A 15,727-nucleotide genomic window follows, 5' to 3' on the forward strand; every position below is an offset into this window, starting at 1 on the left:
TAATTTGAAAAACTAAAATCTGCCATGTTCTGCTATAATCAAAATTACTAACTTAAATAGAAGAAGGGTTGCTACTTGAAATATAAACAATTAATTTTTGACGTTGATGATACTTTGATCGACTTTGCGGCTACGGAAGATTCATCTTTGCATGCATTATTTAAATCGCACAAGTTGCCTCTTTCTTCTGATTTGCAGAAACAATATCATACTTATAATCAAGGGCTTTGGCGCAGGCTTGAATTAGGTGAGATTACGTATGATGAGCTAAGTGAGATGACTTTTCATGATTTTATTAAAGAGCATTTTAATCTAGAGGTAGATGGTAATGAATGGATGAACGAATACCGTTCTTATTTTGGCGAAGCGCACCAGTTGTTGCCTGGTGTAGAAGACACGCTTAGGTTTGCGAAGAAGCAGGGATATAAGTTAACTGTATTAAGTAACGGCGAAAAGTTTATGCAGCGTCACCGCTTAGAGTTAGCTGGAATTAAGGACTACTTTGACTTAATTGTAACGTCTGAAGAGGCACATTATTCTAAGCCTGATCCACATGCCTTTGATTATTTCTTTAGTAGAACTGAAATTGGTCCGAATGAAACCTTGTTCTTTGGGGATGGGTTGCAGTCAGATATTTTAGGTGCTGAAAAATACGGCTTTGATAGTATTTGGTATAATCATCGTCACAGAAAAGATACTATTGGTCTTCATCCCTTATTTGAGGTCGAAACTTATCCTGAATTTGTAAAAATAATGCAAAATGATTTTCAAAAAGCATATTAAAAGGAGTGCGTGAGGCACTCCTTTTGTGTTACATACTATTCTTTTTCAAAACCAACCATTAAACCGCCATTTTCGGCGTAGAAACTGCAAAGGGCACCGCATTCTTCGAGAGTAACTTTAGCATCTGGGAAGTTATCTAGGATAATCTCTTTCATGCTTAGTGCAGAACCTTCATTTTGAACGTGATCGATTTGAACACGGCCGCCTTTGTAGCCTGCTTTGACCATTTCATCTAAGAGCTTTCTTCTAGCTTTCTTAGCACCGCGTGCCTTGCCTAAAAGTTCAAATTCACCTTTATTGTTGGCAGTTCCGATAACGAAAAGCTTCAACAAACCAGCGATTTTTGCGACTGCTGGTGGGATACGGCCATTATTTCCTAAGTTAGTTAAGTCTTGCAAGGCAAACATTAAATCAAGTTTGTGTTGATATTCTTCTGTAGCTTTAACAATTTCTTCAAAAGACTTACCAGCACTTGCTAGACTGGCAATTTTTTCAGCTAGTAATCTTAATTGAGGACCAGCTGAGCGAGAATCAAAAACTAAGATCTTAGCTTTAGGATTCTTTTCATGATAGATTTTTGCGGCTTGGGTAGCTGAATTATAACTACCAGAAAGTGCGCTAGTTAAAGTAATTACAAAAATTTCATCGCTGCCCTCAAAGGCTTTTAGCCAGTCATTTACGTTAGGGCAAGCAGAAGTAGATTTACTCTTAGTGTGTTTTAGCGTATGAAGAAACTTATCTAAATCAATATCAGGCGTATCCATCCAAAGCTTGCCATCAACGTGAAGCGATAAAGGAACTGTAACGTGATCAATTCCGTCAATTTGATCAGCTGTGATATTCGCAGTTGAATCTGTAATAATTTTTATTGGCATATAGATTACCTCGAATTAAATATATTAACCTATTTCCTTTCAGTCTAGAGAAGATAGATAGTAAAGTCAAAGAAAATGCTAGTAAAAAAGACAGCACTGAGGCTGTCTTGATTAACGTGAAAAAACTAGTCCCAGAAGACCGCCAATTGCGATTAATGCTAATAGCGGCAATACTAGGTAAGAAACGAAGGCAAATAGCAAGCCAACGATGATTAAGAAACCAACAATTTTTAGCATGCCAATTCCTAGTTTCCAGAAAAGCCAAATAATCAATAAGGCTAATAAAATTGAAAACATATTCTAAACCTTCTTATAAAAAATTAAACTATATTTTGATATTAATCATATTACGAAATTGAGAGAAAGTGTAGATAAGTTTTTATTAAGAATATGGGGAAAGTAAAATATACTAAGAAAATAAATAAACCGCTTTCATATTTTGCAAAAACGTGCTATATTAATGGTGTGAAATAGCTCAAGTAGAAGTCACGATTAAGATTGTTAGAAGTTATATTTTTTATTAATTAAGTAGACGATACTCTAGCTATTGCAATTCATAAATATAATTCATAAGTAAAAGGAAGTTCTATTTTGAACTTCCTTTTTTTGCTGTATCGCTTGCTATAATAATACTAAAAAGTACTATCTATAATTTTTGGAAAAATAAACTAATGAAAAAAGTAACAATAGGAATTCTAGCCCACGTTGATGCAGGCAAGACTACTCTATCAGAAGGCTTACTTTATCAAAGCGGTACGTTAAGAAAACTAGGTGCAGTTGATAAAGGAACTGCATATTTAGACAATGACAATTTAGAAAAGAAACGCGGAATTACGATCTTTTCTCATATGGCGCGCATTAAAACTGAAAATAGCGAATTACTCCTCTTAGATACTCCCGGCCACATTGACTTTGCCCAGGAAATGGAAGAGACGCTTAGCGTATTAGACTATGCAATTTTAGTTGTGTCGGCTAGTGAAGGCGTAACTGCCTATACACAGACGCTTTGGAACTTATTAAAAAGTCACAAGATTCCAACTTTTATTTTTGTTAATAAGATGGACACGTTAAAGGCTGATAAGGAGAAGGTTCTTCATGACTTAAGTACACTCGATGACAGCTGTGTTGAGTTTGGGGATGAAGATTCTGATTTTTATGAAAAAATTGCTACAGCAGATGAGGCAATTTTAGAAGAATATCTAGAATCTGGTCAGATAAAAGATAAAGAAATCCAAGATTTGATCTCTCAAAGAAAAGTTTTTCCAGTTTATTTTGGTGCTGCCTTAAAATTAAAAGGCGTAGCTGAATTTTTACAGGGACTAGATAAGTGGACTAAGAAAATAGAGTATTCTGAGAAATTTGCTAGCCGTATTTTTAAGATTTCTCACGATGAGAAAGGCGAGCGCTTAACTTGGCTAAAAGTTACTGGCGGCGAATTAAGAGCAAAAAGTGAGCTAATGCCCGATGAAAAGGTAAACGAAATTCGTCTCTATAACGGTAATAAGTATGAAGTGGTTTCGAGTGTTCAAGCTGGCGAAATTGTTGCTGTTAGCGGACTGAAAACAACTTATCCTGGTCAGGGTATAGGATTTGAAAAGGATCAAATGAACTTTACAATGCAGCCAGTTTTAAATTATGCAGTGCAAACTACACCGGATAAGACGCATGCGACTTTAGCGGCTCTAAGACAGCTAGAAGATGAAAATCCGCAACTGCATGTTAAGTGGGATAAGCAAACAGAAGAAATTAGCATTGACGTAATGGGGAAGATCCAGTTAGAAATTCTTCAACAGATTTTGCATGATCGTTTTAACTTAGAGGTTGAATTTACTCAAGGCAAGATTCTATATCAAGAAAGTATTAGAAACTCAGTTGAAGGAGTAGGTCATTTTGAGCCTTTAAGACACTATGCGGAAGTGCACTTATTGCTAAAGCCTGGTAAGCTAGGCAGCGGCTTAGTTTTTAAAAATGAATGCAGTCTAGAAGTCTTACCTAAAAAATGGCAAGACCAAGTAATGGAGAGTCTAGCTAACAAAGAACATCTGGGTGTTTTAACCGGCTCACCTCTAACTGATGTTGAAATTACGCTAATCGGCGGTCGCGGTAGCAATGTTCATACAGTTGGTGGCGACTTTAGAGAAGCGACCTATCGTGCAGTGCGACAAGGTTTAATGGAGTTAAAAGCACAAAATCAAGTATCTTTACTTGAGCCTTGGTATCAATTTACTTTAAGGATTAATCAAGACCAGGTTGGTCGTGCAATCAATGATATTGAGAAAATGGGCGGAAAATTTAAAATCGGAGAAAGTGATCATGATATCGTAACGATTACTGGTCAAGCGCCAGTAGCACAGATGCAAGATTATGCAACTGAAGTTAGGAATTACTCACATGGTAGTGGTCAATTAGAATGTTTATTTGCAGGATATCAAGAATGTAAAAGCAGTGCTGAAGTTATTGCGGATGCAAATTACGATCCAGTTTCTGATATTAACAATACACCTAATTCTGTTTTTTGTTCTCATGGCGCAGGTCATACTGTTGTTTGGGATGAAGTGCCAAGTTATGCCCAATATCCTTACTTAAAATCTTAAGATTAATTAGGATTGACTAAAAAGATAGACATGATTATTTTAGATAATTCTTTTTTCGTAAGAATAAAGCCGAAATAATGGCTAAGGCAGCTCCAAATAAGATTACCCATAAAAAGCCAAATTCATTATCTTTACCTGGTAATCCGCCAACATTCATCCCCCAGATCCCACTAATTAAAGCTGGAATTGAGATGATTAGAGCAATTGAATCAAGATATTTCATCAAATTGTTTAAATGGTTATCCATCATTGCTGAGAAAAGGCCATTAATTGATTCTAAAAGATCACGATAAACTTTAATCTTCTTAGTAATCCGGCGCTGAGAAAGTAGTAGATCAATGATAAAAATTGAATTGGCTGAATGCTGCTCTTTAAGAAAATCAGTTAGAGCTTCAATAGAAGAAACTTGGTCATCCATTGTGTGATTAAAATAGACCAAAGTCCTAGTTAAGTCAGTTGCTTCTTTTAAAGATTTAGTTTTGGTAGTAGTTCTTGCTGCATGATCTAACTGATCAAGTTGTTGCTTTATTTTATTTAATTCTTCATTAAAGCAATGGTTTTGATATAGTAATTGCTTAATTAAAAGATCTTCAACTGATAATTTAGCAATTGCCTTTTGATCTTCTAAAGTAGGTGCTGGATTTTTTTGTAGAACTAAGATTAGTTGCTGAGAATTGAAGATCGCAATTGTGGGATAAATCGCATCTTCAACTTTAGTTTGCCCAGCGTCAAAATTAAAGGACACAAAAATTCTAGCATTTTTAATTTTACATTTGGGCAAGATATTAAAATGTGATACTTCAGTAGCAGACGTTTGTTTAGTAAAGACATGCGCGTCACAGCCGATTGTTTTTTCTATATTGGTTAATTCTTCAGAAGTAGGATTAACTAATATAGCAAGTTTAGCTGATAATAGATTGTCTGATGTTGTGGATCCATTTTTATCGTATACAGTAAGCATAAGAAAACCTCCTGACTATTGTTTTTTAGGGTAAATATATCATAGAAGGCACTATAAGTTAGATTTAACGCCTCGCATTTATTAAAAATGAAAGCGATATACGTACAAAAAATTAATTTATGATTAATGTACATAGCAAGTTATTAAGGAAATGTTAAGCTTGCTATTTTGAAGATCCCAGAATATCTTTATCGACTAGTGCTTGATATGATTAGGTTAATCAGTCATGAGGATTGAAGCTAGCTAGCTAAAACAATCTTTTATGTGTTTTAGGAAAGGATACCTAATTATGATGAAAGATAAACATGGAATTAAAGACAAAGTAGCAGGAAAACTTAAAGAAGTAGAAGGAAAAGTCACTGGCGATAAAGCCCGTGAATTAGAAGGAAAAGCTCAACAAGCTAAAGGAAAGGTAAAATCTAAGGCTACTAAAGTAAAAGAAGACTTAGAATAAATTACTACTAAATTAGAAATAGGAGGCGATCCCCATGCTTCACTGGATTTGGGTTTTGATTGTCGGAGGCGTAATCGGGTTAATTGCAGGAGCCATTACTCATAAGGGTGGCTCAATGAACTGGATTGCAAATATTATTGCTGGGCTAGTAGGCTCATCTCTAGGCGAGGCCTTGCTTGGCGCCTGGGGTCCGCAAGTAGCGGGAATGGCAATTGTTCCATCACTGTTAGGTGCTATTATTCTAGTTATCTTGGTATCATGGATTATGACGATGCTATTTGGCCCTAGGGCTAGCGAATAAATCATATTCAACACAATTAAATAATCTCTCTCAAAAGAGCAGTCTTAGCAGACTGCTCTTTTCTATAGCCGACGTTTTGATTTTTCATAGTATAATGAATGTGATATAAAAATCTAGGTAAGAAAAGAGATAATAATGCGTTTAATTTCATGGAATATTGATTCGCTTAATGCTGCTTTAACTAGTGATTCAGCACGTGCCAAGCTTACGCGCGGCGTTTTAAATACAATTAAAGAAAAAGATCCGGATATTATTGCCATTCAAGAAACTAAGTTACGGTCAACTGGTCCGACTAAAAAGCATCAAGAAATTTTGGCTGAAATGTTTCCTGATTATGATTATGTTTGGCGTTCTTCTGAAGAACCTGCACGAAAAGGTTATGCTGGGACAATGTTTTTATATAAAAATACTCTCGCTCCTGAAGTAACTAAGCCAGTAATTGGGGCTCCAGAACCAATGGATCATGAAGGTCGAATTCTAACTTTAGAGTTTGATAACTACTACGTTACCCAGGTTTATACGCCAAACTCTGGGAATGAATTGAAGCGATTAGATGATCGTCAAGTTTGGGATGAAAAGTATACAGAATATTTACAAAAACTAGATCAAAACAAACCTGTGATTGCTAGTGGTGATTATAACGTTGCTCATACGCCAATTGATTTGAAGCATCCAGAAAGTAATCATCATAACGCTGGTTTTACTGATGAAGAGCGACAAGACTTTGATAAGTTGCTTAAGCTTGGTTTTACTGATACATTTAGAAAAGTTCATGGTAACGTCGAAGGGGTTTATTCTTGGTGGGCTCAAAGAGTTAGGACCAGCAAGGCTAATAATTCGGGCTGGAGAATTGATTATTACATCGTGTCTAATAGAATTGCTGATCAGGTAACTAAGTCAGAAATGCTTGATACTGGCGAGCGAAAAGACCATTGTCCAATTATGTTAGAAATTAATTTATAATTGTCCACTTGTGGATAAATTGAGAAGATCCAAATGATCTTCTTTTTTAGTTTAGGATGGAAGTGAAAGCTGTGGATAACGTTTTAAAAGATGCAATTTTGAATGGCTTATACAATAAGAATGAGAATAAGGGAAATGAGTTTATTAGTCCTCAATTAGTAAATAATGATGATCAAAGTAAAATTTGGTTTACTTTGCGACAAGAATTAATGTCATGTACCTCTTTTACCTGGGCAGTTGCTTTTATTTCAGAGAATATGCTCGTTCCCTTTAAGTTAGTAATGTCGGAATTAGCGAAAAAAGGAGTTAACGGTACCTTAATTACAGGAACTTATCTTGGCTTTAATAGTCCTAAAGTTTTTAAGGAATTAGTGAAGATTCCTAATTTAGAGGTACGATTAAGTGAGGAAGCTGGTTTTCATGCAAAAGGTTATATTTTTAATCATGAAGACTATCAGACGATTTTAATTGGAAGTGCAAATTTTACTAGAAGTGCCTTATTAAAAAATTGCGAGTGGGGACTAAAGGTAACCTCGCATGAAAACGGTCAGCTAGTAGCAGAAGTTAACGATCAAATTGAAAATAATTTAAGTAATAGTTTGATACTTACTAGTTCTTGGATTAAAGAATATGAACAAAATTGGCAGCCAGTCAAAAAAGCGGCTTACCTTCCATTAGGGAAAGCCAAGAAAATATTGCCTAACCAAATGCAAAAAGCAGCTTTAGCGAATTTAAATGCTTTAGTAAAAGAACAAGCCAAAAAAGCGCTAGTCGTCTCAGCGACAGGGACTGGAAAAACATATTTGGGTGCTTTTGCAGTTAAGGAATATAAGCCAAAAAAGTTTCTGTATCTAGTTCACCGAGAACAAATAGCTAAGAAAGCTTTAGAGAGTTTTTACCGAGTAATTGGTGGCAAGAAAAGCGACTATGGTTTATTAACTGGAAATAAACATGATTTTGATAAAAAGTATCTTTTTGGAACGGTTCAAACTGTAAGTCAGGAACAAATACTCGAACAATTAGATCCGGAAGAGTTTGACTATATTTTAATTGATGAAGCTCATCGAGTGGCAGCTCCAACTTATCAGAAGATTTTGAATCATTTTGCACCGAAATTCTTATTAGGTATGACGGCAACGCCCGAGAGAATGGATAAGCAAAATATTTATGAAATATTTGATTATCATTTAGCTTATGAAATTAGACTAAAGGATGCCTTAAATGACCAAATGCTTACACCGTTTCATTATGTGGGCGTTGAAGATTATACAGTGGGAAACCATGTAATTAGTGAAACAAGTAAGTTAAAAGATCTAGTCGCTAGAAAGCGAGTAGAGTATGTACTTAAACAGCTTGATTACTACGGCTATTGCGGAGAGAAAGCAAAGGGCTTAGTATTTTGCAGTCGGCAAGAAGAAGCAAGAGAGCTAGCAAAATTATTTAGTCAGACAGGGCATCCGTCTCGTGCGCTTACTAATGAGGACAGTCAAAAACAGCGTATTGAAGTAACTCATCAGTTAGAAAATGGTGAATTAGAATACATTTTTACCGTTGATTTATTTAATGAAGGAATTGATATTCCATCGCTTAATCAAATTGTGATGTTACGAAATACCCAATCAAGTATTGTTTTTATTCAGCAATTGGGTCGAGGCCTTCGTAAATTTCCGGGAAAAGATTATGTCACGGTGATTGATTTCCTGGGAAATTATAAAAACAATTATCTAATTCCGATTGCTTTAAATGGTGATAAGAGTCGTGACAAAGATCAAGCAGTTAGAGAAAGCAAGTTACCACAAGTAATTGATGTTTCAACGATTAACTTTACAGAGATTGCTTCTCAGAGAATTTTGGTTTCTCTTGAAAAGATAAAGCTAGACAGTATGCGCGAACTAAGGCAGTCGTATAAAGACTTGAAAGAAAAGATTGGTCGTGTTCCACTCTTATACGATTTTTATCAATATGGTACGACTGCGCCAACGGTTTTTGCTAAAAATCATGCTCTAGCTCATTATGGTGACTTTTTAAAGAAGATGGGAGAAGAAGTAAATTTAGGTAATTATCAAAATGCAGCTCTCTCTTTTGTGACGAAGGAGTTATTATTTGGAAAGAGACCGCATGAGTTGCTACTCTTAGAAAGTTGTTTAGATAAAAACATCAGTAGAGCTGATTTTACTAAATTGCTTAAGAGCAAAAATTGTTATATTAGCGAAGATGTACTTAATTCGGTTGAAAAAATTCTATCATTAAATTTTTTTGACGTTAAACAGGGAAAAACAACCAAGAAAGAGCAATACGGAAGTTATCCATTAATTGAAAAAGAAAATGGAGAGTATCGCTTGTCTAGTCAACTACTTCAGGCATTAAATGATAACCACCAATTTAAAATGCTATTTGAAGATGTCCTAAAAACAGGTTTAGCCCTTGCTCGGGAATATAATTCGCAAGCGCAATTTACTCTGTATAAGCAATATGATCGTAAAGATGTTTGTCGTCTGCTAAATTGGCCTAAGGATGTTTCGGCTCCAATGTATGGGTATCGCGTGGGAGAAAAAGAAACACCGATTTTTATCACTTATCAAAAAGATTCTGAGAAAAAACGTAATGCTCGCTATCAAAATACGCTTGAAAATGGTCATAGTTTACGGTGGTATACTCGTACGCCGCGTCACTTAGATTCAGATGAAGTAAAACGATTGCTTCATAATAAAAATATGAAATTGCACTTATTTGTGAAACGAAGTGATGCAGCAGGAAAAGAATTTTATTATTTAGGGACAGCTGAGATCCAGAAAGACTCAGTCAAAGAAGAAAAAATTGGACTTAAGCAAAAGTGTGCAGTTGGCATGAATTTGGTCCTTAATCATCCTTTAAAGCAATCGATTTATAATTTGCTTTTTAGTTAAGAAATTAAACCTAGTTTAGGATAAAGTATAGAAATTCATAATAATTATTTGATAGATTCTAAGTTACAAAAATGGAGGAAGAGAGAAAATAAGAGTGAAAAATAAACTAGTTTCTTTACTTGCTTTCTTGGTGATTTTTTTGACTGGTTGTACTAATCAAGATAAACCAAATCAGGCAGATGCGGCACCTAAATACTATGTTGAAAGGCGTCAAACACCTAAAACAAGCTTGAATGTGATACCAACTCTATTTTTTCATGGTGGCTTAAGTAATTATAAGAGCGAAGAAAATATGGTAAAAGCAGCTCAAAAAGCAGGAGTTACCAATTCGGTAATTAGAGCTGATGTAGACGCAAATGGTAAAGTGAAATTAATCGGCGCTATTTCTAAGAATGCTGTAAATCCAATTGTAGAGGTAAATTATAGCAATAATGTCCAGCTGAATTTCAAAGAGCATGGTCGCTATGCTAGAAATGTTGTGCAGACTTTGCAAAATGAATACGGAATAAAAAAGATAAATATGGTTGGACATTCCCTGGGAAATATTTCGATTATGTATTACTTATTACAAACTGCTCATGATCCTGAGATGCCCAAACTAAATAAGCAAATTTCAATTGGAGGACATTTTGATGGACTTGATTTTAAGCAACTACCAATTGCGATTCGCCAGCCTGCCAATTTACATGTGAATAGAGAAGGAAAGCCTAATAAGACTAATTCTACTTATCGTGAAATGATGAAATTAAGGACTCTTTATCCAAATAAGCAGACTGATATTTTAAATATTATTGGTAACATTGGGGGTAATTCAGATGGAATTGTAAAGAATGCTTCGTCACTTTCGCTTGAATACCTTGTTGCGCCAATGGCTAAGACTTATCAAGTAGTCAAAATTGTCGGTAAAAATGCAGAACACGGACAATTGACTTATAATAAGCAGGTTGAAAGAAGCATTATCAATTTTTTATGGCTCCAGTGATTTTGAGCAATCAAAAAGAAGATGTTTTGATGCATCTTCTTTTTTTAGACTTTATTTTCATGTTGATTACTTTTATCGAAATTATGAAGCCACATGCCCCAAGCGGCTTGAAATTCAATAATTAATACACTGGCAGAAATAAGTACCATGATAATTAATGCATAACTAGCCGTTTCACCTAATTCAGATGTATCAAAATTGTAAGTAAAGAGCTTAATTCCTCCATAGATAAGTAGAATAACCCAATATATATTTGCTCCCCACCATAACTTTTTCATTGCAGATACCGCTTTCATTTGCTATATAAAGCTATTATACCATTCTTATAGTTAATTAAAAGCTTGGTGCCTAGCTAAAGCCCCCTTAAGAAGTTGTATAATAAATAGAAAATGGAGAGGTGAAGTGAATGGGACAAGTTTGGGAAAAATTTAAAAAGAATACAAACGTGCATCGCCTGGCTACGCTCTGCTTAATTATTCTGGTCTTATATGCGGCACGTTCAATGATGAATACAATATTATTAACGTTTATTTTTACGTATTTAATTGTGCACTTAATTCGTTTTACGCAAAAGAAATTGCCAAACTTGCCTTCGCAGGTAATTGTTGTGTTAGCTTATTTATTAGTAATTGCGATCATTTATTTTGCGATTACCATATATATGCCAATATTAATTAAACAAATTGTTAAAATGAGTCATTCTTTAATGGAATTTTATCAATCTGATAATATGGACTGGTTAACGCAATATTTGAACCATTATATCAGCGATAGTGAAATCACAACGCAGGCAAAGCATGGTGTAACTATCTTGGTTCACGCCTTAACTAATGTGGGTACATTAACGATTGCGTTCTTTATGTCACTAATTATGAGCTTTTTCTATACTATTGAACTTGATTCAATGAACGAATTTTCTCATACTTTTTTGAATAGTCGCCATTTATCTTGGCTGTTTAAAGATATTGCCTACTTTGGTAATAAGTTTGTTAATACTTTTGGCGTGGTTTTAGAAGCTCAATTCTTCATTGCCTTATGTAATACTGCGATGACAATGATTTGCTTAATTATCATGAAAATGCCGCAGATTATTGCGCTTGGTTTAATGGTCTTTATTCTAAGTTTGATTCCAGTTGCTGGTGTAATTATTTCATTGATTCCATTAAGTTTTGTGGCTTATTCAGTAGGCGGAATTAGGTATGTAATCTATATCTTTATTGTTATTATGATAATTCATGCAATTGAAGCCTACATTTTGAATCCTAAGTTCATGTCAAGTAAAACGGAATTACCAATTTTCTATACCTTTGTGGTTTTGCTTGCAGGTGAGCATTTCCTTGGAACGTGGGGATTAATTGTTGGAGTACCAATCTTCACTTTCTTGTTGGATATCTTAGGAGTAAAGTCAGTTAAAAAGAAAAAACCAACAATTTTAAAAATTGAAAACAAAAAATAAAAGCAGCTGTCAAAGCTGCTTTTTGCGTATTGTAAATAGGATTGTAGGTCCCAAATGAGAATATATGAAAAATACGAGATATGAATGGAGTTTTTAATTTTGCTATTCACAATACAATATTAATTACGCAAAAAAATCTGACTTTTTGTTGTTTTCTTATAAAAATTTTCAAACACTAATAATAGCGGTTTCACATCTTTCTTTGTTAAACTGAAAATGAAAGAAAAATGTGAGGCAATCTTATGAAAAAATACGATTATATAATTTTAGGAACAGGTCCTGCAGCATATCAATTTATTAAGCTCTTAGCTACACAACGTAAATCAATTTTAGTGATTGAAAGTGGCTTATTCGGTGGAACTTGTCCCAATGTCGGTTGTGAACCAAAAATCTATTTAGATGGTGCTGTTCAAGCTGCGCTTCTTAGCAGGCAATTAGAAAGTCATGGCATTGAACAGGCTGCGACGATTAACTGGTCACAATTAATGAAAGAGAAGAAGGAACGATTTGCTAGTTGGCCAAGTGAAACAAGAAAAAATATTAGCAAGATCTGCGATGTAGTCAGTGGGAGTGCACATTTTATTGATCAACAAACAATTGCAGTAAATCAAAGGTATTTCCAGGGAAATAAAATTATTATCGCAACTGGGAGACGACCGCATGAACTATCAATTCCAGGGGCTAAGTTTTTGCATGATAGTTCAGATGTATTATCTTTAAATAAAGTTTCAGAACACGTTACCTTTATTGGCGCGGGTTATGTGGCGATGGAGTTAGCTACTTTCCTAGCGGCTGCAGGCAGTCAAGTAACCATTTTGGTTAGAGGAAAACATGTATTAAGACATTTTTATCAAAAGTATAGTGCTGAACTAGTTACTAGAATGGTGCAACGCGGGATTCAATTTAAGTTTGCTACTGAGGCAACTTGCATTACACAATTAAGTGATAAATATGTTGTTGAATTAAATCAAGGCAGTTCCCTTGTAACTGATTATGTTGTGAATGCTAGTGGGCGTACGTCAAATATTGAAAAGCTCGATTTATCTGCTGCACAGATTGACTATTCACCTAAGGGAATTAATGTGGATCAGCATTTACAAACAAGCGTTAAAAATATTTATGCAATTGGCGATGTTACGAGTCAGGATGTACCTAATTTAACTACGGTAGCAGAGTTTCAGTCGCACTATCTTTTCAATTCTCTTGAAAAAGGTTTAAGTCAGCCAATCAATTATCCTGCGATCGGGACCGGTGTATTCGCCTTTCCGCAATTGGCTCAAGCTGGAATTAACCCTGATAGTGTTTCTGAGGATAAAGATAATTTTGAAATTGTTGAATATGAACTAAGTCAGAGTAGTTTATATGCTGGTCAAAAAGAAAAAGGATTGCTAACGGTAGTTTATGATAAAGCTAATTATATCGTTGGAGTTAGCGAAATCAGCACCAGTGCAGTTAATGATGTGAATTATTTTGTTCCAATTATTGGACTAAGAATCAGGAAGAATGAATGGCATCAAAATGTATTGCCAATTTATCCAGCCTTAGCTGATAAGATTGAAGGAATTTTGAGATAGAAAAAAGACACCATTAAGGTGTCTTTTAATTATGAATCTAATTTTTACAAGTCGCTTCCACCATAGTTAGGAGCTTCTTTAGCCATTTGAACATCATGTGGGTGAGATTCGCGAAGACCAGCGTTAGTAATTTGAACAAATTGACTGTTTTCAATCAATTCTTCAATTGTACCAGCACCAACGTAACCCATACCAGCACGTAAACCACCGTCAATTTGGTAAATAATATTTGAAACGTCACCTTTATAAGGAACTAAAGCTTCAACACCTTCAGGAACTAACTTGTTTGCTTCGTTAACTCCGCCTTGGAAGTAGCGGTCAGAAGAGCCGTGTTGTTGAGACATAGCACCAACTGAACCCATACCGCGGTAGGACTTAAATTTCTTACCTTCGTTTGTGAAAATCGTACCAGGTGCTTCAGTGGTACCTGAGAACATTGAACCGAGCATAACGGCATTTCCTCCAGCAGCTAAGGCTTTTACAACATCCCCAGAGTACTTAATACCACCATCGGCAATGATCTTCTTACCGTATTTTTGAGCAACGTTAGCAGCATCATAAATAGCAGTAATTTGTGGAACACCGACACCAGCAACAATACGAGTAGTACAAATTGAACCAGGTCCGATTCCGACCTTAACAACGTCAACACCAGCGTCAAATAAGGCAGCAGTTCCTTCGCCAGTAGCAACGTTTCCTGCAATCAGAGTAGCCTTAGGAAAATGATCGCGAATTTCTTTGATCTTACGCAGAACACCTGCAGAGTGACCATGTGCAGTATCAATCACAATTGCGTCAGCACCTGCCTTAAGTAAAGCTTCAGCACGTTCAAAAGTATCACTAGTAACGCCAACAGCAGCGGCAGCTAAAAGACGGCCTTGAGTATCAACTGCAGGGTGAGATAAGTTAGGATCAACAGCTTTAGTTTTAGCTTTTTTAACCTCTTCAACCTGGGCTTCGATTGAAAGGTTCTTGTGAATAACACCTAAACCACCATTTTCGGCCATGGCAATTGCCATATCGCCTTCAGTAACAGTGTCCATTCCAGCAGAAATAAGTGGAATGTGCAACTGAAGATTAGGCGCTAATTTTGTATCAAGTTTAACTTCATTAGGCAGCACATGACTTTCAGCTGGAATTAAAAGTACATCATCAAAAGTTAATCCTTTTTTGGCAAATTTTGTTTCCCACAAACTCATTGTAAAGTCCTTTCTATAGAAGCAACGTTTTAATATTAAATTAGCTAAACTTTACTCGAATCTGGACCAGAAGTCAATTGGAAATTTGATTTATTTTTTTAACAATTAAATTTGCTAGTAACTTATAACCGTTGACTCCGAAGTGAAGTCCGTCATTCTTTTTTCCGTTGAAAATTTCGGGAAAGTTTTTATTTTCTTGCATTTTACTTGCAAGATCAATAATTGAAAATTTGTATTCACTAGCTACTTTTTTAACAATATTGCCGTATTCCATAACTAAGCGGTTGTTTCTTACTCTTTGTTTATTTTCATCCACTGCTGGCGGAGTGATAAAGATAACTTTTTCTGGATAATAAAGCCAAATAATGCTTGATGCAATTAACTCTAAATTTTTTTCAAATTGACGAAGAGGAACTTGCTTATGCGTTGCTAAGTCATTAGTACCAACTAAAATAATTAGGTAGTTACACTTAGGCTGGTTAAAAACTAGATTAGGTAATGAAAGAGCAAGACCACCAGAATTAATTCCTGAAATTGCAGTGTTGTAAATATTACAAGAAAGAAATTTTTGTAGCTGAAAATTAAGTTCTGGAATTGAGTGGTTTTCAGGACGGGCAATAATGCTATCACCAGTTAGAAGTAATTTCATATCAGAATCCTTTAGTTAGAAAAAAGACCT

The 15,727-nt window shown here is 35.2% G+C and carries 15 protein-coding genes; 9 read left to right on the forward strand and 6 right to left on the reverse strand.

Annotated features, from left to right (window positions below; translation table 11 throughout):
- Positions 1 to 75: 75 nt before the first annotated feature.
- Positions 76 to 783: a YjjG family noncanonical pyrimidine nucleotidase gene (locus tag LGAS_RS00135; protein WP_003648120.1), complete on the forward strand. Its 708-nt coding sequence runs from the start codon at positions 76 to 78 to the stop codon at positions 781 to 783.
- A gap of 35 nt (positions 784 to 818) precedes the next feature.
- On the opposite strand, the gene LGAS_RS00140 is transcribed toward LGAS_RS00135, so the two are convergent.
- On the reverse strand, positions 819 to 1,658 hold the full coding sequence (locus LGAS_RS00140; RefSeq protein WP_003655466.1) for a DegV family protein: 840 nt from the start codon (positions 1,656 to 1,658) through the stop codon (positions 819 to 821).
- 111 nt (positions 1,659 to 1,769) lie between these two features.
- Positions 1,770 to 1,955: a hypothetical protein gene (locus tag LGAS_RS00145; RefSeq protein WP_003648119.1), complete on the reverse strand. Its 186-nt coding sequence runs from the start codon at positions 1,953 to 1,955 to the stop codon at positions 1,770 to 1,772.
- A gap of 374 nt (positions 1,956 to 2,329) precedes the next feature.
- Between LGAS_RS00145 and LGAS_RS00150 the strand changes: the two genes are divergently transcribed.
- Positions 2,330 to 4,252, forward strand: coding sequence for a GTP-binding protein (locus tag LGAS_RS00150; protein WP_003648118.1), 1,923 nt, complete (start codon positions 2,330 to 2,332; stop codon positions 4,250 to 4,252).
- Positions 4,253 to 4,286: 34 nt separating this feature from the next.
- Here LGAS_RS00150 and LGAS_RS00155 read toward each other — a convergent pair whose 3' ends face one another.
- On the reverse strand, positions 4,287 to 5,213 hold the full coding sequence (locus LGAS_RS00155) for a magnesium transporter CorA family protein (protein WP_011678718.1): 927 nt from the start codon (positions 5,211 to 5,213) through the stop codon (positions 4,287 to 4,289).
- Between the two features lie 292 nt (positions 5,214 to 5,505).
- Between LGAS_RS00155 and LGAS_RS09355 the strand changes: the two genes are divergently transcribed.
- From LGAS_RS09355 to LGAS_RS00175, 5 genes are all read left to right on the forward strand, one after another.
- On the forward strand, positions 5,506 to 5,667 hold the full coding sequence (locus tag LGAS_RS09355) for a CsbD family protein (RefSeq protein WP_171021318.1): 162 nt from the start codon (positions 5,506 to 5,508) through the stop codon (positions 5,665 to 5,667).
- 34 nt (positions 5,668 to 5,701) lie between these two features.
- A complete protein-coding gene (locus LGAS_RS00160; RefSeq protein ID WP_003648116.1) occupies positions 5,702 to 5,968 on the forward strand; it encodes a GlsB/YeaQ/YmgE family stress response membrane protein in 267 nt (88 codons plus the stop codon).
- Between the two features lie 135 nt (positions 5,969 to 6,103).
- Positions 6,104 to 6,931 carry an exodeoxyribonuclease III gene (locus tag LGAS_RS00165; RefSeq protein WP_003648115.1) on the forward strand — a complete coding sequence of 276 codons (828 nt, stop codon included), beginning with the start codon at positions 6,104 to 6,106 and terminating at the stop codon, positions 6,929 to 6,931.
- 56 nt (positions 6,932 to 6,987) lie between these two features.
- Positions 6,988 to 9,837, forward strand: a complete 2,850-nt coding sequence (locus tag LGAS_RS00170; RefSeq protein ID WP_003651062.1) for a DEAD/DEAH box helicase — start codon at positions 6,988 to 6,990, stop codon at positions 9,835 to 9,837.
- A gap of 94 nt (positions 9,838 to 9,931) precedes the next feature.
- A complete protein-coding gene (locus LGAS_RS00175; RefSeq protein ID WP_003651064.1) occupies positions 9,932 to 10,819 on the forward strand; it encodes an alpha/beta hydrolase in 888 nt (295 codons plus the stop codon).
- A 44-nt stretch (positions 10,820 to 10,863) separates the two neighbouring features.
- On the opposite strand, the gene LGAS_RS00180 is transcribed toward LGAS_RS00175, so the two are convergent.
- Positions 10,864 to 11,097, reverse strand: a complete 234-nt coding sequence (locus LGAS_RS00180) for a DUF3923 family protein (protein ID WP_003651067.1) — start codon at positions 11,095 to 11,097, stop codon at positions 10,864 to 10,866.
- Between the two features lie 128 nt (positions 11,098 to 11,225).
- On the opposite strand from LGAS_RS00180, the gene LGAS_RS00185 reads away from it, so the two are divergent.
- Together LGAS_RS00185 and LGAS_RS00190 are read left to right on the forward strand one after the other, a co-directional pair.
- Positions 11,226 to 12,275, forward strand: coding sequence for an AI-2E family transporter (locus LGAS_RS00185; protein WP_011678720.1), 1,050 nt, complete (start codon positions 11,226 to 11,228; stop codon positions 12,273 to 12,275).
- A 242-nt stretch (positions 12,276 to 12,517) separates the two neighbouring features.
- Positions 12,518 to 13,849, forward strand: coding sequence for a dihydrolipoyl dehydrogenase family protein (locus LGAS_RS00190; protein ID WP_003651071.1), 1,332 nt, complete (start codon positions 12,518 to 12,520; stop codon positions 13,847 to 13,849).
- A 44-nt stretch (positions 13,850 to 13,893) separates the two neighbouring features.
- Here the strand turns inward: LGAS_RS00190 and guaB are convergent, their stop codons facing one another.
- On the reverse strand, positions 13,894 to 15,048 hold the full coding sequence (guaB, locus tag LGAS_RS00195) for an IMP dehydrogenase (RefSeq protein ID WP_003651072.1): 1,155 nt from the start codon (positions 15,046 to 15,048) through the stop codon (positions 13,894 to 13,896).
- A 73-nt stretch (positions 15,049 to 15,121) separates the two neighbouring features.
- Positions 15,122 to 15,697 carry an SGNH/GDSL hydrolase family protein gene (locus LGAS_RS00200; protein WP_003651073.1) on the reverse strand — a complete coding sequence of 192 codons (576 nt, stop codon included), beginning with the start codon at positions 15,695 to 15,697 and terminating at the stop codon, positions 15,122 to 15,124.
- Positions 15,698 to 15,727 lie beyond the last annotated feature (30 nt).

The organism is Lactobacillus gasseri ATCC 33323 = JCM 1131, assembly GCF_000014425.1.
Classification (GTDB): Bacteria; Bacillota; Bacilli; order Lactobacillales; family Lactobacillaceae; genus Lactobacillus; species Lactobacillus gasseri.